General features: G+C 44.6%; 23 protein-coding genes. 8 read left to right on the forward strand and 15 right to left on the reverse strand.

All coding sequences use genetic code 11. From position 1 onward, the window contains the following. Window positions 1-182: 182 nt before the first annotated feature. Entirely contained in the window at window positions 183-686 is a 504-nt protein-coding gene (locus DRB05_RS04950; protein WP_128725941.1) for an RNA methyltransferase, read from the forward strand. A 21-nt stretch (window positions 687-707) separates the two neighbouring features. Here DRB05_RS04950 and DRB05_RS04955 read toward each other — a convergent pair whose 3' ends face one another. Then, window positions 708-1715: a fatty acid desaturase gene (locus DRB05_RS04955; RefSeq protein WP_128725942.1), complete on the reverse strand. Its 1008-nt coding sequence runs from the start codon at window positions 1713-1715 to the stop codon at window positions 708-710. 117 nt (window positions 1716-1832) lie between these two features. Continuing rightward, on the reverse strand, window positions 1833-2270 hold the full coding sequence (locus tag DRB05_RS04960) for a thioesterase family protein (RefSeq protein WP_128725943.1): 438 nt from the start codon (window positions 2268-2270) through the stop codon (window positions 1833-1835). A gap of 401 nt (window positions 2271-2671) precedes the next feature. Here DRB05_RS04960 and DRB05_RS04965 point away from each other — a divergent pair, with 401 nt between their 5' ends. Further along, complete coding sequence (locus DRB05_RS04965; RefSeq protein WP_128725944.1) at window positions 2672-2986, forward strand: hypothetical protein; 315 nt, start codon at window positions 2672-2674, stop codon at window positions 2984-2986. 278 nt (window positions 2987-3264) lie between these two features. On the opposite strand, the gene DRB05_RS04970 is transcribed toward DRB05_RS04965, so the two are convergent. The 5 genes from DRB05_RS04970 to DRB05_RS04990 form a co-directional block, all read right to left on the reverse strand. Beyond that, window positions 3265-3717, reverse strand: a complete 453-nt coding sequence (locus tag DRB05_RS04970; protein WP_128725945.1) for an NUDIX domain-containing protein — start codon at window positions 3715-3717, stop codon at window positions 3265-3267. A 672-nt stretch (window positions 3718-4389) separates the two neighbouring features. Then, window positions 4390-7290 (reverse strand): aminomethyl-transferring glycine dehydrogenase, encoded by a 2901-nt coding sequence (gene gcvP, locus DRB05_RS04975; RefSeq protein WP_128725946.1) that lies wholly within the window; start codon window positions 7288-7290, stop codon window positions 4390-4392. A gap of 182 nt (window positions 7291-7472) precedes the next feature. Beyond that, window positions 7473-7862 (reverse strand): glycine cleavage system protein GcvH, encoded by a 390-nt coding sequence (gcvH, locus tag DRB05_RS04980; protein WP_095727220.1) that lies wholly within the window; start codon window positions 7860-7862, stop codon window positions 7473-7475. Between the two features lie 76 nt (window positions 7863-7938). Further along, window positions 7939-9021: a glycine cleavage system aminomethyltransferase GcvT gene (gene gcvT / locus DRB05_RS04985; protein ID WP_045990156.1), complete on the reverse strand. Its 1083-nt coding sequence runs from the start codon at window positions 9019-9021 to the stop codon at window positions 7939-7941. 85 nt (window positions 9022-9106) lie between these two features. Further along, window positions 9107-9682, reverse strand: coding sequence for a hypothetical protein (locus DRB05_RS04990; RefSeq protein ID WP_010370535.1), 576 nt, complete (start codon window positions 9680-9682; stop codon window positions 9107-9109). 129 nt (window positions 9683-9811) lie between these two features. Between DRB05_RS04990 and DRB05_RS04995 the strand changes: the two genes are divergently transcribed. Both DRB05_RS04995 and DRB05_RS05000 read left to right on the forward strand, forming a co-directional pair. Then, entirely contained in the window at window positions 9812-10657 is an 846-nt protein-coding gene (locus tag DRB05_RS04995) for a LysR family transcriptional regulator (RefSeq protein ID WP_010370532.1), read from the forward strand. Window positions 10658-11092: 435 nt separating this feature from the next. Then, window positions 11093-11560 (forward strand): transposase, encoded by a 468-nt coding sequence (locus DRB05_RS05000; protein ID WP_128725947.1) that lies wholly within the window; start codon window positions 11093-11095, stop codon window positions 11558-11560. Between the two features lie 98 nt (window positions 11561-11658). Here DRB05_RS05000 and DRB05_RS05005 read toward each other — a convergent pair whose 3' ends face one another. The 6 genes from DRB05_RS05005 to radA form a co-directional block, all read right to left on the reverse strand. Beyond that, the gene (locus tag DRB05_RS05005) at window positions 11659-12828 is read right to left on the reverse strand and encodes an FAD-dependent monooxygenase (RefSeq protein ID WP_128725948.1); all 1170 of its coding nucleotides are present in this window, start codon (window positions 12826-12828) and stop codon (window positions 11659-11661) included. A gap of 10 nt (window positions 12829-12838) precedes the next feature. Beyond that, window positions 12839-14011 (reverse strand): 2-octaprenyl-6-methoxyphenyl hydroxylase, encoded by a 1173-nt coding sequence (ubiH, locus tag DRB05_RS05010; RefSeq protein ID WP_128725949.1) that lies wholly within the window; start codon window positions 14009-14011, stop codon window positions 12839-12841. 12 nt (window positions 14012-14023) lie between these two features. Continuing rightward, the gene (pepP, locus tag DRB05_RS05015) at window positions 14024-15334 is read right to left on the reverse strand and encodes a Xaa-Pro aminopeptidase (RefSeq protein WP_128725950.1); all 1311 of its coding nucleotides are present in this window, start codon (window positions 15332-15334) and stop codon (window positions 14024-14026) included. Window positions 15335-15336: 2 nt separating this feature from the next. Then, window positions 15337-15900 (reverse strand): UPF0149 family protein, encoded by a 564-nt coding sequence (locus DRB05_RS05020; protein WP_026000986.1) that lies wholly within the window; start codon window positions 15898-15900, stop codon window positions 15337-15339. Between the two features lie 196 nt (window positions 15901-16096). Further along, window positions 16097-17020 carry a DUF945 family protein gene (locus DRB05_RS05025; RefSeq protein ID WP_128725951.1) on the reverse strand — a complete coding sequence of 308 codons (924 nt, stop codon included), beginning with the start codon at window positions 17018-17020 and terminating at the stop codon, window positions 16097-16099. Window positions 17021-17035: 15 nt separating this feature from the next. After that, window positions 17036-18406, reverse strand: a complete 1371-nt coding sequence (radA, locus tag DRB05_RS05030) for a DNA repair protein RadA (protein WP_010370516.1) — start codon at window positions 18404-18406, stop codon at window positions 17036-17038. Window positions 18407-18534: 128 nt separating this feature from the next. Here radA and DRB05_RS05035 point away from each other — a divergent pair, with 128 nt between their 5' ends. Beyond that, a complete protein-coding gene (locus DRB05_RS05035) occupies window positions 18535-21036 on the forward strand; it encodes a PilZ domain-containing protein (RefSeq protein ID WP_128725952.1) in 2502 nt (833 codons plus the stop codon). Between the two features lie 74 nt (window positions 21037-21110). Here the strand turns inward: DRB05_RS05035 and ampE are convergent, their stop codons facing one another. After that, on the reverse strand, window positions 21111-21962 hold the full coding sequence (gene ampE / locus DRB05_RS05040) for a beta-lactamase regulator AmpE (RefSeq protein ID WP_128725953.1): 852 nt from the start codon (window positions 21960-21962) through the stop codon (window positions 21111-21113). A gap of 6 nt (window positions 21963-21968) precedes the next feature. Then, on the reverse strand, window positions 21969-22511 hold the full coding sequence (ampD, locus tag DRB05_RS05045) for a 1,6-anhydro-N-acetylmuramyl-L-alanine amidase AmpD (RefSeq protein ID WP_128725954.1): 543 nt from the start codon (window positions 22509-22511) through the stop codon (window positions 21969-21971). Between the two features lie 258 nt (window positions 22512-22769). On the opposite strand from ampD, the gene nadC reads away from it, so the two are divergent. The 3 genes from nadC to DRB05_RS05060 all read left to right on the forward strand — a co-directional run bounded on the left by nadC (window position 22770) and on the right by DRB05_RS05060 (window position 25998). Beyond that, on the forward strand, window positions 22770-23612 hold the full coding sequence (nadC, locus tag DRB05_RS05050) for a carboxylating nicotinate-nucleotide diphosphorylase (protein WP_128725955.1): 843 nt from the start codon (window positions 22770-22772) through the stop codon (window positions 23610-23612). Window positions 23613-24272: 660 nt separating this feature from the next. Further along, window positions 24273-24707: a pilin gene (locus tag DRB05_RS05055; protein WP_128725956.1), complete on the forward strand. Its 435-nt coding sequence runs from the start codon at window positions 24273-24275 to the stop codon at window positions 24705-24707. Between the two features lie 64 nt (window positions 24708-24771). Next, the gene (locus DRB05_RS05060; RefSeq protein ID WP_128725957.1) at window positions 24772-25998 is read left to right on the forward strand and encodes a type II secretion system F family protein; all 1227 of its coding nucleotides are present in this window, start codon (window positions 24772-24774) and stop codon (window positions 25996-25998) included. Window positions 25999-26081 lie beyond the last annotated feature (83 nt).

Genomic DNA, 26081 nt, shown 5'->3' on the forward strand with positions numbered 1-26081 from the left:
CAACATCTGCTCTATCCCGAAAACGCAGATTGCTCGACCCCAGCAAAAACGTAGGTCGAGCTTTAGCCCGACAACACCAGCCCTACTCCTACAATACCAACTGGCACAAAATCAAGCACATGATATAATCGCTCGTCGAATTTTTGCTGGCACTACTGCCAGTATAGTGAGAATTAAAAAGTATGAGCGAGTCATTTATAGCAATCGGATTAGTAAACCCTAAATCACCAACCAACGTGGGTGGCGTATTACGGGCCGCAGGTTGTTATGATGCACAAGCCATCTACTTTAGCGGCAATCGTTACGCAAGGGCTGCAAAGTATCATACGGATACAAAAAACGTTGCCGACAATATTCCCATCAAACAAGTTGATGATTTCATCAGTTTAAAAGTAGCAGGCCGTGCGCTTGTCTGTGTTGAGCTGGTAGAGGGCGCAACCCCACTGCCACAGTTTACTCACCCCGACAATGCGTTATACATTTTTGGTCCTGAAGATGGCAGTCTGCCACAAGAAATCGTCGATGCCGCCGATGCCGTGGTGTATGTACCAACCATAGGCTGCATGAACTTAGCCGCGACAGTCAATGTGTTGTTATATGATCGCATGGCAAAACGTTCAACCGGGTTTGATGCCTCGCAGATACTCACCAGTCGCGATATCAATAACCGCCTAACGGTTGAATAAGCTTTTGCAGTAAACAGCTTTTTATTTTTGACTAACCTGTACTTTGACCGAGTAGTGATTTGCATTTTTTAAGCTTTGTAAGTCATCAAAATGCACGCCATGCTGGGCCATAACCGGACGTATTTTTTTACTTATTAATTGTCGAATATAAAATGGCTGATTAGGCACAAAGTGGTGGATCGTGTGCGTGCGGCCAAAATCAAAACAAAATAACTGAAATGGTAAAAACCAGCAACTGGTGATCACATGGGTCTGCTCTAACACATTATTCACCCCACCATAATAATGCATTGAAGATGTGACAAGGTTTAAAGATGCTGAACGGATCATATTAGGTATAATCAATACCACCATAAAGAACTCAGCAACCGCTAGTAACTCTGCTCCCCATTTAGGTAATTCAAATGGTTGTATAAATTGCAGCACGTAATAAGCAATCACACCATATAAAGTCGCAAAATAAGCCGTAGCAAGCGGAAAGCCAGCATTAAAGACCTGCAAAAACGTAAAACCCTTGATTTCTCGATTAAACCGCTTGGCATTCAATAATAAACCTAGCAATCCATCTGTAACCACCACAGCTCGCAACCAAGGAGATTGGATACCATTACCCACCAAGCGCTCTTCTAGGTCTTGTTCAGTGCCAGACACTTTATGATGATGTAAATGAATTTGCCTGCGATACCAAGGATTCACTGTATTAGGTCGCATCATCCACACTACTAACATCATAAAATGATATACGAATGGACGGTCACTAAAATACTGCTTGTGGATCAAATCGTGTTCAAGTTCATGAGAAATAGAGGTAATAAAAGCCGCCAACAGAATGCACAGCCATGCAGGAATAGCGGCAAAATAGTAAAGCAAGGCAACGCCAATTAACGCACTTAACGACAACAGCAATATCACCATCGCAATGCTGTTTTGCCAGTTTAAAATAGGATAACGCGTTCGAAGCGACTGCTCTTCGGCTTGGATAGCAGTCACTATCGCTTTGATATTCTGCCTAGCGGTTAATGTTGGCATTTGTCGCTTTACTCACCTTTTGGTATCAAAATCATCGCGCAATCTCGTATTAGCTTAGCAGCGGCTTTATGCCGCGACAGCTTTAAAACAGCAACGAAACACCCAAGCTCAGTGATTCTATTGACTATCGTCCATCTCGTATTGCTTCAATATAGCCAGCATATTCTCTGGAATTGGCGATTTTTTCCCTGTTTTCATATTAAACATCACCACATTCGCATACCCCGTTGTACATACTGCTTGTTGCGATTCACTAAAAGCCTCGTAGCGCATGGTAAAACGATCTTCTTTGATATCAGTGATATATGAACCAATATGCAAGGTATCTGGAAAAGTGATGGGTCGTTTATATTGCGCGTACGTATCACGCAAAACCGGACTATGGGTAGGCTCTGATAATACCGAAAGTAAGCCCGTTTGAGTCAAAAAATCGATTCGCGCAGTTTCAAAGTAGCGAAAATACGACACGTTATTCACATGCCCCAACGCATCCATTTCTCCCCATACCACATTCACTTTGGTGGTGATTGCAAACTTTTCTAAAAACTCCTGCATGATATTGCCTTTAATTTTGTTTATTGAACTTGAGAGTAACAACTCATCGTACCAGCAACAAGGTTAACGAGATAATTTAAAGACAACTTGTCAAAACAAAGAAAGCAAAGCCAACATTTCACAGCACAACCTTACGCCTCTCGCGTAGGTCGCCATTGATGCGACAAATAATACACCCACTCCCTTTGATTTCGACACAACGGTAAACATAAGCGCAACCCCTATCATTCAATCTCACAAAAAATTGACGCCTTTTGTGGGAGCAACACCCAAGACAAATCACTAATAATTTTTCTCAATACTTTCAATACATAAGAAAACAGCGGAGCGATATTTATTAGCTTGGTTTAAAAAATGCATATGAAATCAAAATCATAATTCAGCCAAAAAACATTACCAATATGAACAAAAGCACAAATACAGTTTATGTGTTGAGCGGTTACGCTAAATGCGCCATCACTCAGCAAGGAAAATACAAACTCGGCAATAAACACTCCATCGGCCTGCTGACTACAGATGAAAACTATGAAGATAACATCAGCAAGCTTAAGACCTTTATTAAAGATTTAGGTTGGGAGTCCATTACGTTTTGCATGGTCGAAACCGTTAACGACATCAGCACCCTACCCAACGATATTTTGGTAGCAAGCTTTCTTCGTGCTCAGCAAAATGGCCAATCATTAGTGGTAAACGATCTCCCTATTACCGTCCATTAAGGCGATAAGTACACGCCGCGATCTTTTATGGTTTCCGTCGGTGGCTACAAACAATTTGTAGCCGCGGCTCTATATCACAGCTTTTTTTTATCCAGTCTTCAACTTTGCTTTTATATCGCCTTGCCGACCAGAAGCAGCGGGCTATTCTACACTGACAAGAAGTAGATCGGGTAGGAGCGGCTTCACGCCGCGATCTTTTATGGTTTCGGTCTGTGGCTACAAACAACGTGCAGCTATGACTCTTTTAAATCCAATCTTCAACTTTGCCGAACTGCTCGTTAGCCAAGCTTTATACGAAAAAGCTCGTTGATAGGCTTATCTACAAAATACTCCCATACATGTTTAAACACTGCATGTTGCGCTGGAAAAGGTGCGAGCTTCAAAGCTTCTTCTAAATTGCACCATTCAAAGTCAGTATGTTCATCGTTTAGAATCACTTCTTGATTGGCTGGACACTTGACTACAAATACAGGAATAACCTCAATAACGTTGGAATAGGATGCATAAAACTGCTCTAAAAATTGGCCATTGTACAGGTCCGTTACTTCTATCTGAGTTTCTTCATAAAACTCTCGAACAATGGTTTGCCAAGGTAATTCACCTTCTTCCATTGAGCCTGCGACATGACACCAGAAGCTACCTTTCGTTCGCTTCATCAATAGCATTTTTGTTTCGCCATTTATTTCCGACAATGCTACTCCGGAAACAATTGAATTATTTATTGGAATCATTTTTACACCTTATAAATCGCGATACTCGCAAACACCACGCGCAATGTGAGAAAAGCCGACAATCTAACCTAAGCTTTTATGTCGCAGCAACTAATCTGAGCGCTAAGTGCTGAGAACTAGCCTTGAGAGTACCTTTTATCGCTACTTGCTTTCAACAGCGAGTCAAAACATTCAGCCCGCTTGAGTTTGTTATACAAAAATTCAATTATTTACCGTGGTTGCTATTTAAGGCTACGAACAATTCGTTGCAGCGACTTTATGTCGTGACTTGTTTTTGAATCCAGTTCTAAACTTTACCTCATGTCGCTTCGGCGATGACAAGCAACGGACTAATCTATTCAACGCCGAGCTGAATTTGATCGGGTGGGAGCGGCTTCACGCCGCGATCTTTAGATGATTACCATCTACAGCTACGAACAATTCGTAGCAGCGACTTTATGTCGCGAATTATTTTTTGAATCCAGTCTTCAACTTTGCCTGATATCACTTCACCAGCGAGGCAAAACCAAAGAGATACATTATTAGTCGCCATAAATGGCGACCTACGTAGAGATTTAGTGTGAAATCGCAGTTATGCGTCGTTATAAGAGATCGCGGCGTAAAGCCGCCCTTTTTACAAAGGGCGGCTTTTCAAAATTTGCTAAGTCGCGCTAAAGCGCGACCTACAAACCCTTACGCGTCGCGATAGGTATCAACCGCTGGGCAAGAACAAATTAGGTTACGGTCGCCGTATACGTCGTCGATACGGGTTACCGTTGGCCAGAACTTGTCTTTTGCTACGCTTGGTACTGGGAATGCAGCTGCGAGGCGATCATATGCACGGTTCCAGTCGTTGCTTAGTACGTCAGCTTGCGTGTGTGGTGCAAATACTAATGGGTTATCTTCGATAGACCACTCGCCTGATGCAATCTTGTCGATTTCACCTTTGATAGAAACCATAGCTTCGATAAAGCGGTCGATTTCTACCTTAGACTCAGATTCCGTTGGCTCAACCATAAGTGTGCCCGCTACTGGGAACGACATTGTTGGTGAGTGGAAGCCGTAGTCTTGTAGACGCTTAGCAACGTCCATTTCGGTAATGCCTGTCGCTTCTTTCAGTGGGCGAAGGTCAACAATACATTCGTGGGCAACACGGTCGTTACGGCCACGGTATAGAATTGGGAAGTGCTCGCTCAACTTAGCCGTTAGGTAGTTAGCGTTTACGATTGCCATTTCTGTTGCTTGTTTTAGACCTTCGCTGCCCATCATCGCGATGTATGCCCACGAGATAGGCAGGATAGCAGCAGAGCCGTAAGGTGCCGCAGAAACCGCGCCGTTACCTACGTTTGTGCCTTCTACGTTGATCACGCTGTGGTTAGGCATAAATGGCGCTAGGTGCGATTTAACACCGATAGGACCAACACCTGGGCCACCGCCACCGTGTGGAATACAGAATGTTTTGTGTAGGTTTAAGTGTGATACGTCAGAGCCGATTGAACCTGGGCTAGTTACCCCAACCTGCGCGTTCATGTTTGCGCCGTCCATGTATACTTGGCCGCCGTGCTGGTGCACGATGTCACATACTTCACGGATAGACTCTTCGTATACACCGTGTGTCGACGGGTAAGTGACCATGATGCACGATAGGTTTTCAGCTACGTCTGCGGCTTTCGCGCGTAGGTCTTCCATATCGATGTTACCGTTTTTATCACAGTCAACCACAACCACTTTCATGCTTGCCATTTGTGCAGACGCTGGGTTTGTACCGTGCGCTGAACTTGGGATCAAACAGATGTTACGGTGACCTTCACCGCGAGACTCATGGTACTTACGGATCGCGATAAGACCTGCGTATTCACCTTGTGCACCTGAGTTTGGCTGTAGTGATACTGCGTCGTAACCTGTGATGTTCACAAGCCAGTCGTGCAGCTCAGTCATCATGATCTTGTAACCCTCTGCTTGGTCGATTGGGCAGAACGGGTGTAGCTCTGCAAACTCAGGCCAAGTCACTGGGATCATTTCAGCGGTTGCGTTTAGCTTCATGGTACACGAGCCCAATGAGATCATTGAGTGGTTTAGTGCTAAATCTTTGTTTTCAAGACGCTTGATATAACGCAGCATCTCGGTTTCGCTGTGATAGCTGTTGAAGTTTGCGTGCGTTAAAATTTCGTCGTCGCGCACTAGGCTTGCAGGAATACCTGTGATGTTCTCGCCTGACACTTGTGCGTCTAGCGCATCTACATTTAGGCCGTGGTCGTCGCCTAAAATGATGTCGAATAGCTCAGCTACGTCTGCACGCGTTGTGGTTTCGTTTACTGCAATTGAGTATTCGCCGTTGTGGTTAAGGGCAAAGTTCACGCCTTTTGCTATTGCACGCGCCACAACCGCTTGCTTGTCAGCGTCGTCCGCTTTAACGGTAATGGTGTCAAACCACGTATCGTGCTTAAGTGCCACGCCTTTTGCTTTAAGACCCGTTGCGAGAATGCTTGCAAGACGGTTAATGCGCTCTGCGATGATCTTAAGACCTTGAGGACCATGGTAAACCGCGTAAAACGCAGCCATGTTCGCAAGTAGCACCTGTGCAGTACAAATGTTTGAGTTGGCTTTTTCACGGCGGATGTGCTGTTCACGAGTTTGCATCGCCATACGTAGCGCGTCGTTACCTAAACGGTCTTTAGACACACCAATAATACGGCCTGGTAGTGAACGCTTGTAAGCATCACGCGTGGCAAAGAATGCCGCGTGTGGACCGCCGTAACCCATTGGTACACCAAAACGCTGTGCAGAACCAAGCACTACGTCTGCGCCTAGTTTGCCTGGTGCTTTAAGCAGCATTAAGCTCATGATATCTGCAGCAACACAGGCAATCGCTTTTTTGTCTTGTACTTGTGCGATTAGGTCAGTAACGTCAACCACTTCACCTGATGTTGTTGGATACTGGAATAGCGCACCAAAAATCTCGTGGTTAGCAGCGTCGCTAGCAGGACCTACTACTACTTCAAAGCCAAACTGTTCAGCACGCGTAGATACTACGTCGATAGTTTGTACGTGTACGTCGTCTGCAATAAAGAAGATGTTTGCTTTTTTCGCTTTAGATACACGTTTTGCAAGCGCCATTGCTTCTGCCGCTGCGGTTGATTCGTCAAGTAGTGATGCACTGGCTAAGTCTAGGCCGGTAATGTCCATAGTCAGCGTTTGGAAGTTAAGTAGTGATTCCAAGCGACCTTGCGCAATCTCTGGCTGATAAGGGGTGTAAGCCGTGTACCAACCCGGATTCTCAAGTACGTTACGTAAAATAACATTAGGTACGTGAGTTGGGTGGTAGCCTTGACCGATGTAAGATTTGAAAACCTTGTTTTTGCTTGCTACTGATTTAAGGTAGCTTAGGGTTTCCACTTCTGTGCGGCTTTCACCGATCTGTAAGCCCTCTTCTAAACGAATTGAAGCAGGTACAGTTTGACCGATCAGCTCTTCAACACTAGATACTCCAAGAGCGCTTAGCATCTCGCTCACCTGTGCTGGGCTTGGCCCGATATGGCGGCGGATAAAATCTTGCTTTTGCTCTAACTGTTCAAGAGATTTGGCGTTTGACATTAGTCCAGGTTCCTATGATCCAAATGAAAAAGGTGAATACTGTTTTTATCTAAATGAGATACCTTGGTAACGGCAGTATTCTAAAAACGTTGGCATGAGCTCGTCATACCCTGAGCAAGCACCCTTGCCCAAAAAGCAACAATAAAAGCCCCTAAAAAGGGGCTTTTATTACTATCAACAAATTAGTCTTCGTCGATTGAATTTGCGTAGCCTTCAGCGTCTAGTAGGTTATCTAGCTCAGACTCATCAGACGCTTTAATACGGAACAACCAACCGTCACCGTAAGCATCGTTGTTTACAGTTTCAGGCGCATCTTCTAGGTCTTCGTTTACCGCAATGATAGTACCGCCGATTGGTGCGTAGATGTCTGATGCTGCTTTTACAGACTCAGCAACCGCGCAGTCTTCACCCGCGTCAACTTCATCGTCTACTTCTGGTAATTCAACAAATACCATGTCGCCTAGAAGTTCTTGTGCGTGCTCAGTGATACCTACTGTGTACTCGCCATTGCCTTCAGCGCGAACCCACTCGTGTGAAGTAGCGTACTTTAACTCGCTAGGAATGTTGCTCATTTTTTTGTTCCTTTGGTCGGTTGCGATGTCACCACGCGAGCGACATCAATGTTATTCTATTTATTATCTATAAAAACTAGATAATTGACTTGCCGTTACGAACGAAGCTTGGCTTAACTACTTTAACATCAACTAGCTTCTTACGCATTTCAACTTGTGCAGTCTCGCCAATTGAACGAGGTACACGCGCAAGCGCTACACTGAAGCCTAAAGTTGGTGAGAATGTACCAGAAGTAATAACACCTTCGCCACCTTCTACGATAACTTTAGAACCACCACGTAATACGCCTTTGCTTTCTAGGACTAAACCTACCAGCTTATCCGTGCTTTGCTCAGCACGTTGTTTAGTGATAGCTGCACGACCGATAAAGTCACGCTCCTCTGGCTCCCATGCAATTGTCCATGCCATGTTCGCTGCAAGTGGAGACACCGTCTCGTCCATGTCTGAGCCGTAAAGGTTCATGCCCGCTTCTAAACGTAGCGTATCACGTGCACCTAGGCCAGCAGGACGCACACCTGCGTCTAATAATTTTTGCCATAAGTCCGCCGCACCGTCGTTGTGTACTACGATCTCATAACCCTCTTCACCAGTGTAGCCAGTCGTTGCGATAAATAGGTCGCCAGCTTGCACACCAAAGAATGGCTTCATGCCTTCAACAGCCGCTTGTTGTTGTTCGTCTAGGATAGTTGCTGTTTTTGCTTTTGCATTTGGACCTTGTACCGCAATCATCGCGTACTCAGGACGCTCTGTTACTGCCACATCAAAATCTGCAGCTACTGCACCGATATGCGCAAGGTCTTTTTCGCGTGTTGCAGAGTTAACGACTAGGCGATATTGCGTTTCAGTGAAGAAGTAAATGATAAGGTCGTCAATTACACCGCCCTGCTCGTTTAGCATGCCTGTGTATAGCGCCTTACCAGCCACAGTAAGCTTAGCTACATCGTTTGCAACTAGCTTTTGTAAAAATGCCTTTGCGTCTACACCTTCGATATCAACAATCGTCATGTGTGAAACGTCAAACATGCCCGCATCTTGACGCACCGCATGGTGTTCTTCAATTTGTGAGCCATAATTGATTGGCATTTCCCAACCGTGGAAGTCTACCATTTTCGCGCCAGCTTCTAGGTGCTTCGCGTGTAGTACTGTTTTAGAAGTCATACTTATCCTTCACTTTTTTACTCAGCCGCCATCGGTTGGCGCTGAGGGGGTTATTGTTATCGCGCTTGCGATAACTGCACGGAATTTATGAAACGAGTTTAAAACCAGCGTCAGTGAGCGTCGTTTGCCACTTATCTAACACAGCAGCTTGCGCAATCAACTGATACTGTTGCTGTTCGTCCACCAGCAAGGTCGTAATAAATACTTCACCGCTTTGCTTGCCATAGCAGGCATTTTTATCTGAGATCCTAAGGCCAGGCGTTAACGTAAAGTCACTGACTAAACGCTCAAACGCAAGCTCACCGCTTATGGTGGCGGCAACTAAATCATGACGGCGAACCAGTTCAATATCGAACTCGTCGGCATGGCTATCAATCAGTGTTGCCAGCTCAGCGGCTGCGCTTTCACTTACAACAAAACGGTAAGCCGTTTCACTAAAATAGTACACGGCGAAATTTTCGCCACTGTCTAGTTTGCCTTGAAAACCTAAGCCAGGTGCCATTAACTTATTCAAGTTAAGTGCAAGAATTTGGCTTAAGAAAGGCGTGGTCTCAAAGCCGCTGAAATCGAGTACAACAACAGCATCAGTTGGCATGTAATGGTTTTGCGCCGGAACACTGCCCTGACGGTGCTTTGCAAAGATAATTGGCGTGACGCTCATGGCACTACCTTAGTGAAATTTCGATGAGCAAAAGTATAAGGATGCACAAACTCAACAACAAATTGTATTTACTTATCAATTGATAAATAATATTAATGTACTTGGGTTTTATAAATTGCATTTCCTTATATGAAAAACTTATCAATTGATGGATTAAGAACGCTGGTCACTGTGGTTGATGTCGGTGGCTTTGCCAAGGCCGGGGAGTTGCTTGGCTTATCTCAGCCAGCTGTTAGCTTGCAAATCAAACGTTTAGAAGACATGCTCGGTTGCAAGCTGTTTAAAAAGCAAGGCCAAAGGCAGGTGTTGAATCAATATGGTGAGCTACTTTTGCCCCTAGCCAAACAAATGCTGCAGCAGAACGATGCAATTATACAGCAATTTACCTCTGAGAGCGTGACGGGCCGAGTGCGTTTAGGCATTCCCAGCGAATTTGCAGCACGGATCTTACCCTCAATTATTGGCGATTTCGTTTCTTTATATCCTGATGTTGCATTAGAAGTTAAATCAAGACTGAGTAAACACTTACTTTCCGTGGTAAGGCAAGACCAGTTTGATTTGGTGCTAGCGCTTAATGAGGAGCTGAGCTCGTCCAAATACCCAGTGTTTATGCAAGACCAACTAGTTTGGGTTGGCGATTTATCGCTTGCGCAGCATTCTGTTGTCACTTTAGTCACCGCGCCGGAGGGCTGTATTTATCGCCGCCGTGCTATCGAAGCGCTGCAACAAGCTGGATTACAATACCGGATTGTATATAGCAACGCCGACTTAACCGGCCTTACCGCCGCTTTAAAAGAGGGACTCGGGATCACTGTGCTGGCCAAAAGCACTGTGCCAGCAGAGCTGCCTTATCAGACCCAAACTCAAATATTACCCGAACTCGGTCAAATCGGTATCAGCCTTGTCAAAAACACCCAAGAATCCGCCCACGCGGTTGATAAACTCGCTGAGTTTATTGCATTGAGATTAGGTTAAAAGATCGCGGGGTAAACCCGCTCCTACCAGTAACATAAAACCTCTGTGGGAGCCGCTTTACACGGTGAGATTGTTGAAATGATCGAGGGGTGAACCCTCTCCCACCAACAGCGCAAAACCTATGTGGGAGCCGCTTTACGCGGCGAGATTGTTGAAATGATCGCGGGGTGAACCCGCTCCTACCAGCAACATAAAACCTCCGTGGGAGCCGCTTTACGCGGCGAAATTGTTGAAATGATCGCGGGGTGAACCCGCTCCTACCAGCAACATAAAACCTCCGTGGGGGCCGCTTTACGCGACGATACTGATTTAGGAAAAGATCGCGGTGTAAAATCGCTCCTACCAGCAACATAAAACCTCTGTGGGAGGCGCTTTACGCAGCGATCTTGTCCTATACTTACATGAGCACTTATTAATGAACTCAAGGAGAGAGTCATGCCACATAGCTGCCGTTTAAGGAAGGGCCGAGTTTCATCGGCTGGTCAATATTATGCAATCACTATTTGCTGTAAAAACAAAACAGCTGTTTTTAATAACCTCGCAGTCAATCAAGTTGTTATTCGCGAAATTTACCACCTTGAGCAGGATAACTTTATCAAATTAATTGCCTACACACTGATGCCAGATCATTTACATCTCCTGTTTCAACTAAAGGATGTGTGTTCCTTGTCTGATGCCATTAAGTCTTTAAAGGGAAGAACGGCAACTAAGCTAAGAACAATGAACATTCGGCAGCTATGGCAAAGAGATTTTTATGACACCTGTATTTTGCATAATACCATGTTAAGAAACCAAGCAAGATACATAGTTGCAAGTCCGCTTCGGGCAGGGTTGGTAAAACAGATTGGTGATTATCCTTATTGGAATTGTATTTATTTAAGCAATGGGATTGGGGAGTTATAAAGTTGGTGATGCCTGTTTTAGGAAAAGATCGCGGGGTAAACCCGCTCCTACCAGCAGCATAAAATCTCTGTAGGAGCCGCTTTACGCGGCGATTTTTTTTATTTACCGCCTATCGCTTCTTTGGCGAACAGGTGCTTGATTAGGCCGAGGTTGTCGACCAAGCTCAGGCCCACACCACGTACTAGCTTTTTAAGCGGATGATTGCCTTCAAACAGCTCTTTAAGCCCTTGCATCATGGCAATATGCTTTTGAGCATCTGCTTTTCTGCTGCGCTCATATTGGCGCAGTATCCGAGTGCTGGCAAATTGCTCTTGCGGTGCTGATAACAAGGTGATCAAATAGGCAGCATCTTTTAGCCCTAAATTCATGCCAAGACCTGCAAGTGGGTGAATGGTATGTGCCGCATCGCCCATTAAAACGATCCGCCCTTGCACCCATTGTTTTGCATAACGCATGGTTAAAGGAAAAACATGTCTTTCGCTAATCAATTCACACACGCCACACTGCATATCAATTGCTGCACTTAGTACTTTATTAAACGCCTCGGCCGGCATGGCTTGTAGTTGCTTTGCTTTATCCGGTGCGGTAGACCATACAATTGAATGAGTATATGGGTCATCAAGCGGCAAAAAGGCCAGCGGTCCATCAGGGAGGAACACTTGCCTTGCCGTTGCATCATGAGGTGCTGCAGTTTTTATCGTTGCAACCAGCGCATGGTGGTCATAATCCCAATAAGTGATTGGCATATTAAACTGCTGACGAATCGCCGAACGTGCACCGTCAGCTGCTACCACCAGCTTTGCCATCACCGGCTCACCAGTAGCCAACGTTAGCAACACATCGGTGTCTGTTTGATGCAAGCTTTGGTACTTTGTGTTCCACATCAGTTTGGCCGATTGCTGTGCTTCGAGTGCTGTTAACAACGCATAGCGAATGGCATCGTTTTCAATGATGTGACCAAGCTCAGGTAAGTCTAGCGATTCGTTGTCAAAGGCGATTTTACCAAAGCTGTCTTTATCACGGACATCCATGCGAGTATATGCAGCGGCGCGCTGCGCTTTAATATCAGGCCAAACGCCCAAGCGCTCAAATAAAGCCTGACTTGCTGCGCTTATTGCGCTTACGCGTGCGCTGTATTCTTGTGCCAATGGCGTTGGTTTTTCACCACTGTCTAGCACTAATACCGAGATATTTTGCTGCGCAAGCCCTAGCGCCAGCGTTAAACCAACACATCCACCACCAACAATACAAACTTGAACTTGTTGCATGCCAACTCCTTTATCCTTTATATCCCATCAATTGCTTGGCCAGCGGCGCTCTTGCTGTTTTGGACAGCGCCATGGTGAGTAGACCTAAACTACGGCCTAAAGCTAAGGTTCTTGATGAGTTTGAAAATAGTCGAACGAGCGCATCGGTTAATGTCATCACCGTATTAATATCTTGCGCTCGCGCCAGTTGATAAGCACGCGTAAATTGAAAACTTCCCCACTCTTCAAGCCTATATGTCTGACATTGTGAGGCAAGTACTTGAATATCTCGTAGACCTAAATTAAAGCCTTGCCCTGCAATGGGATGAATAGCATGCGCCGCATTGCCAATCACCACCACCCGATGATGAGTGAGTTGCTCTACTCGCCCAAGCACCAGCGGATAACTTGCTCTCATACCCACTTGCACAAAGCGCCCAGCGCGATATCCAAAGGCTTGCTGCAATGCAGCTAAAAACTCATGTGCTGCCATCGCTTCAAACTCGCTAAGGTGCTCATTTGGCATACACCACACCAGCGAATAACGATTATCACTCATTGGCAGCAGCGCCATTGGTCCATGCTCAGTAAAGCGTTCAAATGCCTGACCACGATGTGCCGTGTCGATTTGCACATTGGCAATCAATGCACCTTGCTCGTAGCCTATGCTATCAAAGCCAATATTGAGCTTAGCCCGCGTAGGAGATTGTGCGCCATCCGCAACAACCAGTAATCGACTTTGTAATTGCTCACCATTATCAAGGGTCAGTTCAACCTGTTCTGGTTGTTGATGTATATGCGCCACTTGGTTTGGGCAAAACAGTGCAATATCAAGGCTGTTCAACTGCTCGTGTAAAAAGCTGCCATAGGGATTGACTTCAACCACATAGCCTAACGCTTTCTGGTTATAGTCTTGAGGGTTTATCCACGCTTTACCAAAGTGACCTCTGTCAGAAACATTCACTTGTGTGATTGGCTCAACGTATTGCCACTCGGGATTAAATAGATTTAGCGCGCCCAAAAATGCGACCGACTGCGCAGCAAGCGCAATACTACGGTCGTCAAAACTTGGATGCTGCTTGCCTTTTGGCGCAAAGGCTTCAATAACCGCAATCTTTGCCTGCGGAGAGACTTTTTTTATGGCGATGGCGGCGCTGGCTCCCGCCATACCCCCACCAACCACGACGACATCAAACTGTTGCACGCAAAGTGTCCACTAGTTATTCATTAATGCTTCTATTTCTGAGATGGTTTTTGGAACCAGTTCGGTTAAGTTTTCATAACCGGAGTCTGTAACCAACAAATCATCTTCGATACGAATGCCAATTCCTTTATACTCATCAGGAACTTGCGCATCTTCGTCAAAATACAGGCCCGGCTCAATGGTAAGTACCATACCTGGTTCAAATGGGCGATCTGCTTCATCTAACTTGTATTCACCGACATCGTGAACATCAAGACCCAGCCAATGACCTAAACCATGCATATAAAATGCTTTACATGCCTGCGCTTCTGCGAGTTCGTTAACGTCGCCCGCAAGAATGCCTAAATCCACTAGCCCTTGAGTCAATACAGTCATCGCCACTTGATTGGCTTTGACTAATGTACCACCCGGTTTTACTTCACCAAAGGCCGCATTTTGCGCCGCCAATACCAACTCATAAATCTTGCGCTGCGCATCAGTAAACTGGCCATTTACTGGGAAAGTACGAGTTATATCAGCCGCATAGCCTTCCAGTTCACAACCCGAATCAATCAGTACCAAGTCGCCGTCTTGTAGCGCGTCACAGTTGTCGGTGTAGTGTAAAATCGTTGCATTGATACCGCTACCAACAATGGTGCCGTAGGCTGGGTGACGCGCACCGTTCATTGCATAATGATGATGAATTTCGGCTTCAAGCTGATATTCAGTCGCGCCCGGCTTTGCAAACTGCATGGCCCGTTTGTGCGCCTCAGCACTAATTCTGCCCGCTTCGCGCATGATGGCGATTTCAGCATCCGACTTAAATAAGCGCATTTCATGGACGAGTGAACGAATATCTTTGATGATCTCAGGGGCACGATAGCCCTTTTTCGGTGCGCCACGTAATGTACTCAGTAACTGCCAAACCTTATCATCAAAGGCGCTGTACGTGCCTTGGCCGTAGAATAATACCTTGCGACCATTCACGAGATTTAATAGCTCGTCGTCTAAGTCACTCAGCGCAAAGGTCTGGTCGAGTTCAAGTTGCGACTTAGCTTGCTCATAGCCCATACGGCGACCATGCCAAATCTCAGCAACCTTATCTTTATTACGACAGAACAACGTAGACTGACCATTACCCTCACGGTCTTTTGTTAATACTAAAACCGCATCAGGCTCTTTAAAGCCGGTGAGATAAAAAAAGTCACTATCTTGACGAAACGGAAACTCGGTATCGCGGCTACGGGTTAATTCAACAGCCGCAGGAATAATTGCGACAGCATTATTATCAAGTGCCGCAATAAGACGCGCACGGCGTGCTACAAACTCGCTGTTTTTTATCATAATTAATGTATCGTCTTTGATGTGCTAACGGACTGGGGTTCTTTACCCATCTCGGCAAAGCATAACAGTGTAGAAACACGCACATATTCTACCACTTCGAGCAGTGCTTCTTTATCGTCATTGCTGTCTTCAAAACCAGTATCAAGCTTGGTTATTTCGCTAAAGTCGTTAATTACTTCTTTAACATCTGCAGATAACTTGCCATAGTCCTTTTGCTTTAAACCAAAGCCTAATAAAAAGCCGGATACCCAAGCAATCAGTGCGTTAGCTTGGTCGTGTAATGATTCGTCTTCCGGCGGTAAATATAATTCAAACTGGAACTCACCGTCGTTGAAGTGCTCGGCAACTTGCTTATATAAATCGATGCAAAACTCTCTAATTGGCGCTGAAAATTTTTGACCGTCGTTAAATACGTCGCTCAATAGACCCAAATACTCTGAATCTTCGATATTTAGACCACAGGCCAATAGCCCAGAAATGGTGCCGTGAACTTCGGCAGGGGCAATAAATAATTCGTGTTTTTCTAATAGCAATTGAGCTTGCTGGTAGTCTTTGAATTCGCTCATAAATACATTCCCAAGCAATTGATACTCCAATGCTACCACCGCAGCCTTTGCAACTCCAACGAATTGTATGATCAACCTCAAGGCTGCTTTAGATTTCACCAACTTGGTAAAAATAATATTGCGAATGAATGGGTTTATGAGAGATGGAGGGATTGAGGAGCAAGTCCACAACCCCGTTAAACTAGCTGGATTGACTTTATTTACCGCTCGCCTTGATTTCGATAAGTTCAGACAGTGTCTCTGGATTTTGCGCCATAGACATAGATAATTGCTGCCCCAGGGTCATCATACTTTGACTTTGTGGTACCGAAACAGATATCGCAAGTGACTCCACTCCATTAGCAAAGTCATTTACAGCCGTTTGAATTTCAGCAGGTAACATCATCATTTGCAGTTGCTGGGCAACAATCGCCTGAAAGTCAGCCTTGCTCATACCCTGCTGAGCAATTTCAGACTCAAGTAATTGAGGTAAGCCGCCTGCATTATCAATATTAATGCTAAGGGACTTTAACTCAAGAGACTGCATTGCCGTCATCATCTGCGACTGTGCTTGAAGCTCTTGCTCAAGATTCGGTGTATCACCTTGAATTTTTGATGCTGCCAATGAAGCATCCATAAAAGCCTTACTGTTTCCAAACGCAGCATTAAAAGAAGTCTTCACAATGCCTTCTGCAGAAGATGCGAATGTAAACTCACTGGCGCCAGATGCTTCATCATAGGCGAGACTTGTATTCAAATGGTACGTTGCATTCACCAGCTCCGGCGACATCCCTTGGGTAAACTCTTCAGCTTCTTTTGCTAATTTCAAACCAACTAGATCAAGCTCGGTATAAGGGCTAATTTTGTCCTGCTCGTAACCTACAACATTGAGCTTATCGATGGTAAATAGTGCTATATTTTCATCGGGTTGTGAAATTATTAAGTCGGTGATTTCTACTCCACGGGTAAATAAATCAACAGAGCTGTTTGCAAAACTCACCGTAAGGCCACTGTCTTGTTCGAAGCTTTCTATTTGCTTGGTGATTTCTTGTTTCACTTGCTCATTTACATAGTAGTTGGCACCAACATACCCTGCGCCCGCTAGTACCACAACGGCAACTGCTAATGTGGACTTATTCATATTTCACTCCATTATTTAAAAAAGTGCCTCAAGCGCTTCGCTGAGGCTAGAGACGGCAACAATTTCCATCCCCTCAATATTCTCTTTTGGTTTATTTGCTTTTGGTACAATCGCTCTTGTAAATCCATGTTTGGACGCTTCACGCAATCGCTCTTGCCCACTAGGCACCGGTCGGATCTCACCACCAAGACCCACCTCGCCAAATACCACCAGCTGCCTGTCTAAGGTTTGGTTTTTAAAGCTTGAAACCAGTGCAGCTATCAAGGCTAAATCGGCACTGGTTTCAGTCACTTTGACGCCACCTACAACGTTTACAAACACATCTTGATCCGACACCTGTAAACCGCCGTGACGATGCAATACCGCAAGTAGCATGGCCAAACGATTTTGCTCCAAACCAACAGTGACGCGACGCGGGTTAGCGAGCTGTGAATAGTCTACTAGCGCTTGGACTTCCACAAGGAGTGGCCGTGTGCCCTCCCAAATAACCATGACTAATGAGCCTGGTGTTTGCGCTTCGCCACGGTTTAAGAAAATAGCCGAAGGATTGTTTACTTCCTTTAAGCCTTGGCTTGTCATAGCAAACACACCCAATTCGTTTACAGCACCAAAACGGTTTTTATTGCCACGTAAGGTTCTAAAACGGCTGTCCGCACTGCCTTCTAGCAAAATAGAGCAATCTATACAGTGCTCCAGCACCTTAGGGCCGGCCAGTGTACCATCTTTAGTTACATGCCCCACCATAATAATGGCAACTTGGTTGGTTTTGGCAAAACGCGTCAAATAAGCAGCGCTTTCACGCACTTGAGAAACCGACCCCGGTGCCGATTGGATATCACTCATGTGCATAACTTGAATTGAATCAATAACCATGATGCTTGGCTTTTCACGAAGCGCGAGCTGGCAAATTGTTTCAACGTTGGTTTCTGCGAGTGTTTTAAGCTTATTTGTCGGTAGCCCCAATCGTGTGGCACGCATGGCAACTTGTTGCAGCGACTCCTCACCTGTGACATACAAAGTGTTCATGGTTTCAGCAAGGCGACACATGGTTTGCAGCAGCACCGTACTCTTACCAGCCCCGGGACTACCACCGATTAATATTGCACTTCCCGGCACAACACCGCCACCAAGGACACGGTCAAACTCTTTAAATCCCGTTGAAAATCGCGGTAACTGCTCTAGGTTAACTTCATCTAAGGTTTGTACTTTAGCTTCAACCAGCCCAGCATAACCTGACGTTGAACCACCTTGAGGAACTGACTTTGCTGACGGAACGCGAAATTCCGTTACCGTATTCCACGCCTTACACTCCGAACACTGACCTTGCCAACGCGCGAACTCGGCACCACAATCGCTACATACAAATGCTGTTTTCTTTTTTGCCATAAATTACAGGTATATATCTTGCTTAAACACAATAATAGGTTAAGAATAAACTAATAAAGCGCCAATGTTGACATAATATTGGCGGTGACCCAACTGGTCACATAAAATGAGCGCGTGTAAAACTGTTTATGCCTGAAGATAGATTACAAAAATATCAAAGCTTAATTGAGGATTTAAAACTGGATCTTGGCGATCCGGCTTTTGATCGCATATTTAAGCAACGAACTGCGGACTTATCTAAGCCAGACCAATTTCTGTTAAAAATGGAAATGTCGCGGCTGTCTCAGCCCGTGGCACGATTTATTGACCTCAGAGGACAAGTCGCAGGCCAAGTTAAGCCTTACGAATACGAAGGCAAACAGCACTTTATGGACGACTTGGCAATCGAAGTATTCGAACGGGAAGTCGCTAAACACGGGGGTTATACTCTTGCAGTTTACGAGTCTGTAATGAGTACCGACAATAATTATAAGGTCATGCAAAAGCAGGCCCAAGCGCGCGAAGAAGAGGTAGAGAAGGACGCGGAGAATCATAACTACACTAAACTCGTTCGTTTCGCGTCATACGAAAGTCGCTCCGAAGAGCGCATGAATTACTCCATTAAAATAACGGTGGAATTGGCAAAAAATCGCCCTAAGGTTTCCGCCACGACCTCCGATATTTCCCTCAGCGGCGCTAAAATAAAATTACCGACCAATCAGCAAGTCGACCCTGGACAAATTATTTCGATCCGCTTAGTGGGTCTCGAGCAAGACTTTGAGCTTGGCTTGAAAGAAGGTATTCAGTATGAAGTCGTCGCCGTAGAACCGGGTACGATTGAATATAATCAAGTTCGCTTAAAACGTACATTTATCGAGAAAAACCAAGGGTTTGATGACTTTTTGAATAGCTTTATTCACGGTAACAAGCGCCGTTATAAAATAAATCTCGACAACACTCTGGATGCCGTTGTTTGTAAGGGCTATGAACAATACTATCTACCACGGGTCTGCTCTTTGTTTGTTTTCATCAGTGAGAAACAAAAACAACTTTATCCAAGTATGGTGCTCACCAACGAAAATAACGCTTACATCAATTACTACTTTGAGGACGAAAGAAAGCAATCAAGCCTTTATTCCGTCTTCAACCAAAAACGAATTCAGCGACTGCTCGCGCTTTCTGGCGCGGTAAAAGAAGCGGTATGCCATGTGTTTACTCACTCTAGTCAAGGTAAAATGTACTTTTACTCAGCCTTTGACTTTGAACTGGAAGAAATGCAGCAACTAAACGATCTGTTTTTTGCCTTTGGCAGTCAAAAAGACAGCTGGCGCACGTTTAAAGTACAGCTGATGCCAAGCCATCATGAAGATGCGTTTATCCCGCTTTCGCTTCCTGCCAGTGCAGGAAAAAATATCGAGAAACTAAATAAGCGCCCGACACCAAGGGTTCAAGGCTTTATTCAAGATGTAAAATATCTCATGTTGCTAACAGATATTGGCAATCCATCTATTAATGAGCGATTTCAACGACTAAGTTATGAACAAAACTTAGTTAATCAATTAAAAAAGTTTGGCCACGGCAAGTCAGCTAGCCCCCCTCCCCTTGAAGTGGTTGCCTTAGAGTACGTTAACTTGCGTGCGCATAGGCGCTACCTTTATAAAACCAGTGCCGTCGTTCACATTGACGGTCAAGGGAGTTTCAACTGTGTAACCCGCGACTTTTCAGTAATGGGCTTACAAGTAGAGTGCGGCCAAGAAATGCCGCTGAATAAGGGCGACTCCATACACTTAGACTTGGTCGATTTACAAAAATTGACGAAACAGCATAATTTAACCAACTTACGCTATGAAGTGATGATGGTAAATAAAACCAAAACTATCATTAACCTAAAAGTACAAAAGATAGGTCAGTTGGACCACTCTGCAATGAACTTCTTCAAAGCGTTGATAGAAAACAACAAAGACAAGTTAGTCGCTTGTGATGAAACACCAAAGGTACCGGGATTGTCTCTTGCACTGCGTAATATGGTTACGAAATCGGTTTGTCAGTTCCCTCTTTATTTACACAAAGAAACCTCACATAATGCAGTTGGAGCGATTGGGCAAGGACTCTACCCAACATCCCTCCATCACTTATTGCACTCATTTAGCGATAACGATGACAATACTTTAGACGCTAAGGCTGTTTTCCCCGAGCGCTTTGTCGAAGAGAAGCTAACAGAAATTCTAAAAGCAAAATCAAGACAAGATAAACCACTTAAATATTTGGTGTTTATTAAATTTGACCCAAAGCAAAGCAGTCAACACGAAGCGGTAAGCGCGCAAGTTATTGCCCACGAAGAAGCGCTTGATAGCCTGTATTTATATGCTAAAAAGGCGCTACGCAACGACTTACTTTTTGTCTATCAGCTTTACGTGTCAAAAACCGGCCGCCCAGATATGGACTATCTGGCTAATGAGTTACGTTACGTAAGCCATTACGCAATCCACAAAGCAAAAGACCTTGAAGAGGCACTATGGTCCATCACAGGTGTCTGTGATTTGGTTGACGTCACTGATTATGTGGTTCGAAACATGGGCTTTGATGCGCCGCTTATTTCTAAGATGGAAGAGCTGAAAAAGCGCTGGTTAGAGGCCAACTTCAAGCACTGATGTCAACAGCTCCATATACACTGACGGTATATGGAGCATTGTTATATAAAGGTGTGCTTTGCAGCTTAGGTTACTTACTCAACCCACCCAAATAAAGTCAGCACAGCAATAATCACGAGATAAAACAGAATATTACGCTTCACAAGACGCATCATACAGCTTGCTTCAAAGGTACAGCCTAAAAACTGCTGTTCAATTTGCTCGGCCGCAAGTGCAGTGCTTGTGACAATTTGACGATTCGTGGTTTTAAAATCTAGCACATACTTCAACCAACTTGATGTACCTTTACTAAAGTTACCTATAATCAAAAAACCGAAGCTTGCGATCCGAGCAGGGATCCAATTTAACCAGTAAAATAACCGGCAAAACTGCTCAAACACGTGGTCTAGCGGTGGATTTTCTTGCTCATGATGCCAATGCACAATTTGTCTTACCATCGCATATAGCACAGCGCCCGGCGCGCCCAGTGCCACAAACCAAAAAATAACTCCGCAGTAGTGCTGAAAGTTGATCCACGAAAGCGTCTGACCAAACGTCTCTCCGCCTGGCTCGTCTTCTAATTTGTCTTGCCCCATTTGCAACGCATAAAGCGTAGCGGCTTCGTTATCACCTCTGGTCAGTGCATTCAAATAGCCCTTATAGAGCTTGCGATATTTAGCACAACCAAAACAGACCAAGAGCACACAGATATTGATTGCAAACTGCCAAAATACAAAGTCACTTAAGCTGTATATAAAAGCAACGACGCATGCAGGAATAACTAACCAAAGCATCACACCGAAATGCGAGCCCAACATGGCACTTGGCTGAGTCCAAGATTTGGTTTTCGCGTAGTAACTTTGCAGGTAATAGTCGACTTGCCAGTAATCCGCCCGCGCGCCAAGTCGTTCAATAATAAGCGCGATGATGATAGAAATTAAGATCATGCTTGCCTAGCTCTCTTGGTTATTTAACAAGGTAAAATAATGCTGCCAATCAAATGCAGCTCCCGGATCTGTCTTTCGTCCTGGAGCAATATCATTGTGCCCTACAATACGATCATTCGTCAGTTTTGGATAGTGCTGTTGCAGCCAACGCGTTGTTTTTACTAAACTCGCATATTGCGCTTCGGTATATGGCGTGGTGTCTGTTCCCTCCATTTCAATACCAATTGCAAAGTCATTGCAGCGAGTTCGACCTTGCCACTGCGACACGCCCGCATGCCATGCCCGCTCAACAAAGGGAACGTATTGGGTGACGCTACCGTCACGACGTATAACACAGTGCGCCGACACCCTAACTCCCTCTAAGTCAGAAAAAGTCGGATGCGCACCACAGTCCAGCGTACCCATAAATAAGTCTTCCACATACGGCGTGCCAAAGTCCCCTGCGGGCAGCGAGATATTATGAATAACCAGTAAATCTATCTCACACGCTTGCGGTCTTGCATCGTAATGTGGGGATTGCTTGTGTTTAGCAAAAGGTAGCCAATTCAAAGTATTAGTTCCAAGCCTTGGTTTAGATTCGATTATAAAGACAAAATAAGACAAAAGGTAGGGATGGACCTAGGTGTAATTTAACAATAGTGTCGCGATGTAAATTCACAGTAGCAAACAACGCATGACCGTAGCAGCGGATTTACCTCGCGAAATAAAAATCGCGCCGTCAAATTCCATGAATTCTTCTCCATCAATTGTACTCCTAGACAAACGCGCGTAAAATTCGGCCATTACAGAAAAATGAAAAGACAACCTATGATTGACCAAAATCTTATCAGCCAATTGGTAAAGCAGGCGCTAGACGAAGACCTTAATTATCAAACACCAAACCAAGGTGATATTACCGCAGCCCTTATCCCAGAAACACAGCAAGCAAATGCCTATGTGATCACGAGGGAAGATTGTGTGTTCGTTGGCAAGGCGTTAATCGAGGAGGTTTTTCAGCAAGTCGACCCAAGTGTTAGCGTCAATGTACTTGTGAACGACGGCGACCTTGTCACCGCTAATACCCGTTTGTTTACCGCAAGTGGTTCAGCAAGAGCGATCCTAACCGCAGAGCGCACGGCACTTAATTTTGTACAAACACTGTCGGGCACAGCAACTACCACAGCAAAATATGTTGAGATGCTGAGCGGTACGCAAACTAAACTGCTGGATACACGTAAAACCATCCCAGGATTAAGAGCACTACAAAAATACGCAGTTAAATGTGGTGGTGGAAAAAATCATAGAATCGGTCTATTTGATGCGTATCTTATTAAAGAAAACCACATTGCAGCCTGTGGTAGTATCACCAAAGCCGTTGCGACCGCGCGCAATAATCATCCGGACAAGCCAGTAGAAGTTGAAGTAGAAAATTTGGGCGAATTACAACAAGCCTTGGATGCGGGCAGCGATATTATTATGTTAGATAATTTCAGCGTAAGTGAGATTCAACAAGCAGTTGAAATCACACAAGGCAAAGCCAAGCTGGAAGTCTCTGGTAATATGACCATTGAAATTTTGACGACTTACGCACAAGCTGGTGTTGATTTTATTTCAAGCGGCGCACTGACCAAGCATGTACAAAGTATCGATCTTTCGATGCGCTTTGAATAACCAGCTTGCGCTAAATTTCAAAAAACATTCATACAGGGCTCATTGCTGGGCCCTATCCCCTTTTTATAGTGCTATCAAGTAACCTGTAGTTCGCTCACTGTAGCTGATTTTCCAACCCGTGTGAGCTCAGATTTTTCATTTTTAAAAGAATACCACTACGTAACAGCAAAGTGTGCACTCACCCTGTAATCCTGCGTAATAGGAAAAGTTTTCTATTTCGTTGACAAACCTACTTAAAACTCGTTAAATACGACAAAAGAACTAGAGTGTAACAAGATCTTAATGTTCGGTAACGATTGATTCCGCTTATTTTTTGAACCGATATTAGGAAAGTTTGCGCTACCGCAAGAGAATCAATAATTTATTATTAAAATTTGATTGTAGGGATCAGCGTTTACTATTAAAGTAAATGTTAATTGTGATCGCTGAAGCTAAATCGGTGCTACACTTCTAGTTGATTAGGGAACGGTCACAAACTTAACGGGTTTAGTTTTCAAGATGTTTGAATGATAAACTTGCTTCACCTTCTTGGGCGCCGTTAAGTCAATTTGAGCACACCAGTTTGTTGATTCGATGGATTGGTATTTATTGCAAAGGTTTTAATAAACGCTTAACTTAAACCTATTATGGTTAAGTCACTTAAAATTTAGGAGACACATCATGACTCAAAAACAACAGGGTGGTTTTACCCTAATCGAACTAATGATTGTAGTAGCAATCATCGGTATTCTAGCTGCAGTAGCTTTGCCTGCTTATCAAGATTATGTAATTCGTGCTAAGATTGCAGAGGGTTTCTCACTAGCTTCAGCTGCTAAAGTTGCAGTTGCAGAAAATGCAGTCAATGGAAGTGCGGATTTGAGCACTGGTTGGACAGCGCCTACAGCGACCGATGCTGTGGGAGGCGTTGCCGTAGCAGCGGCGACTGGTCAGATAACAATTACCTACACTGCTGCAGCTGGTGACGGTACTATAATTCTAGAGCCTACTTCAGGTGGTAATGCGCTTGCTGCGGGGGTTGTACCAACAGGTTCAATCGATTGGTCATGTGATGGTGGCACACTTGCTCAAGCATATAGACCTGCAGACTGCAGATAACTTCTAGTACTGCAGATAACTTCTAGTATTGTTAAAAGGGTCAACATTGACCCTTTGTAATTGTATGAAACAAGAAAACAATAAGCACGATACGTTTACCTGGAGTGGTGTAAACAGCCGAGGTAAAAAGCTACAAGGTGAAATGACGGGACAGAGCGTTGCTTTGGTTAAAGCTCAGCTCAGAAAGCAAGGGATCACCCCATCAAAAGTAAAGCGTAAACCAAAGCCTTTATTTGGATTATCGGCGGGTAAACAGAAAATTACCTCAGCCGATATAGCAACAACTACACGCCAAATAGCCACTATGCTAATGGCTGGTGTTTCTTTAGTACAAACATTAGATATGCTTGCTCGTGGCATCAAAAATAAAAGCTTATCTAAGCTAATTGCCCATATAGCTGATGAAGTAAAAGCAGGCCAACCTCTTGCGAAATCTTTAAGAGCTTACCCAAGATATTTTGATGAGCTTTATTGTGACCTTGTCCATTCAGGGGAACAGTCTGGTGCGCTTGATACCATATTTGACCGCATAGCACTTTATAAAGAAAAAACAGAAGCACTAAAGTCCAAAATCAAAAAGGCGCTTTTCTATCCTATTGCGGTAATTGTCGTCGCACTAATAGTAACCACTATCCTTTTGATATTTGTTGTACCTCAATTTCAAGATATCTTTGCCGGTTTTGGTGCTGAACTCCCTGCTTTTACGCTTATGGTTATCGCGATTTCCGAATTTATGCAGGAATACTGGTGGGTATTTGTGCTTGGTATTGGCCTTTTTGCCTACACCTATAAAGAAATGCTGATCCGCAGCCCTGCAGTAAAGCACTTTAACGACCGTATGATTTTACGTATTCCAGTGATTGGCGAAATCCTTAAAAAAGCTGCGGTAGCCCGTTATGCCCGCACGCTTTCGACTACCTTTGCAGCAGGTGTACCGCTTGGTGATGCACTCGATTCTGCTGCAGGTGCTTCTGGTAATATTATTTATAAAAATGCAATTACTGAGATTAAGGCTGAGGTTAACTCGGGTAACCAAATGCACTGGGCAATGCATAACACCAAGGTCTTCCCTGATATGGTGGTGCAAATGGTGTCTATTGGTGAAGAATCAGGTTCGCTGGACGGTATGCTAGCAAAAGTTGCGAACATTTATGAGCAAGAAGTCGATGATGCGGTAGATGGTCTTTCTAGCCTATTAGAACCACTCATTATGGTGGTACTCGGCGTACTGATCGGAGGCCTTATCATTGCCATGTATTTACCGATATTCCAACTAGGCTCTGTTATTTAATTTTGTTCACAAAATTACACCATTTAGAGGTGCAGTGTTGTGCCTCTAAATAGTGCTGTGTGGTAAACTGCAAAAACCGATAC

Source organism: Pseudoalteromonas sp. A757, assembly GCF_004103285.1.
In the GTDB taxonomy this organism is placed as follows: Bacteria; Pseudomonadota; Gammaproteobacteria; order Enterobacterales; family Alteromonadaceae; genus Pseudoalteromonas; species Pseudoalteromonas galatheae.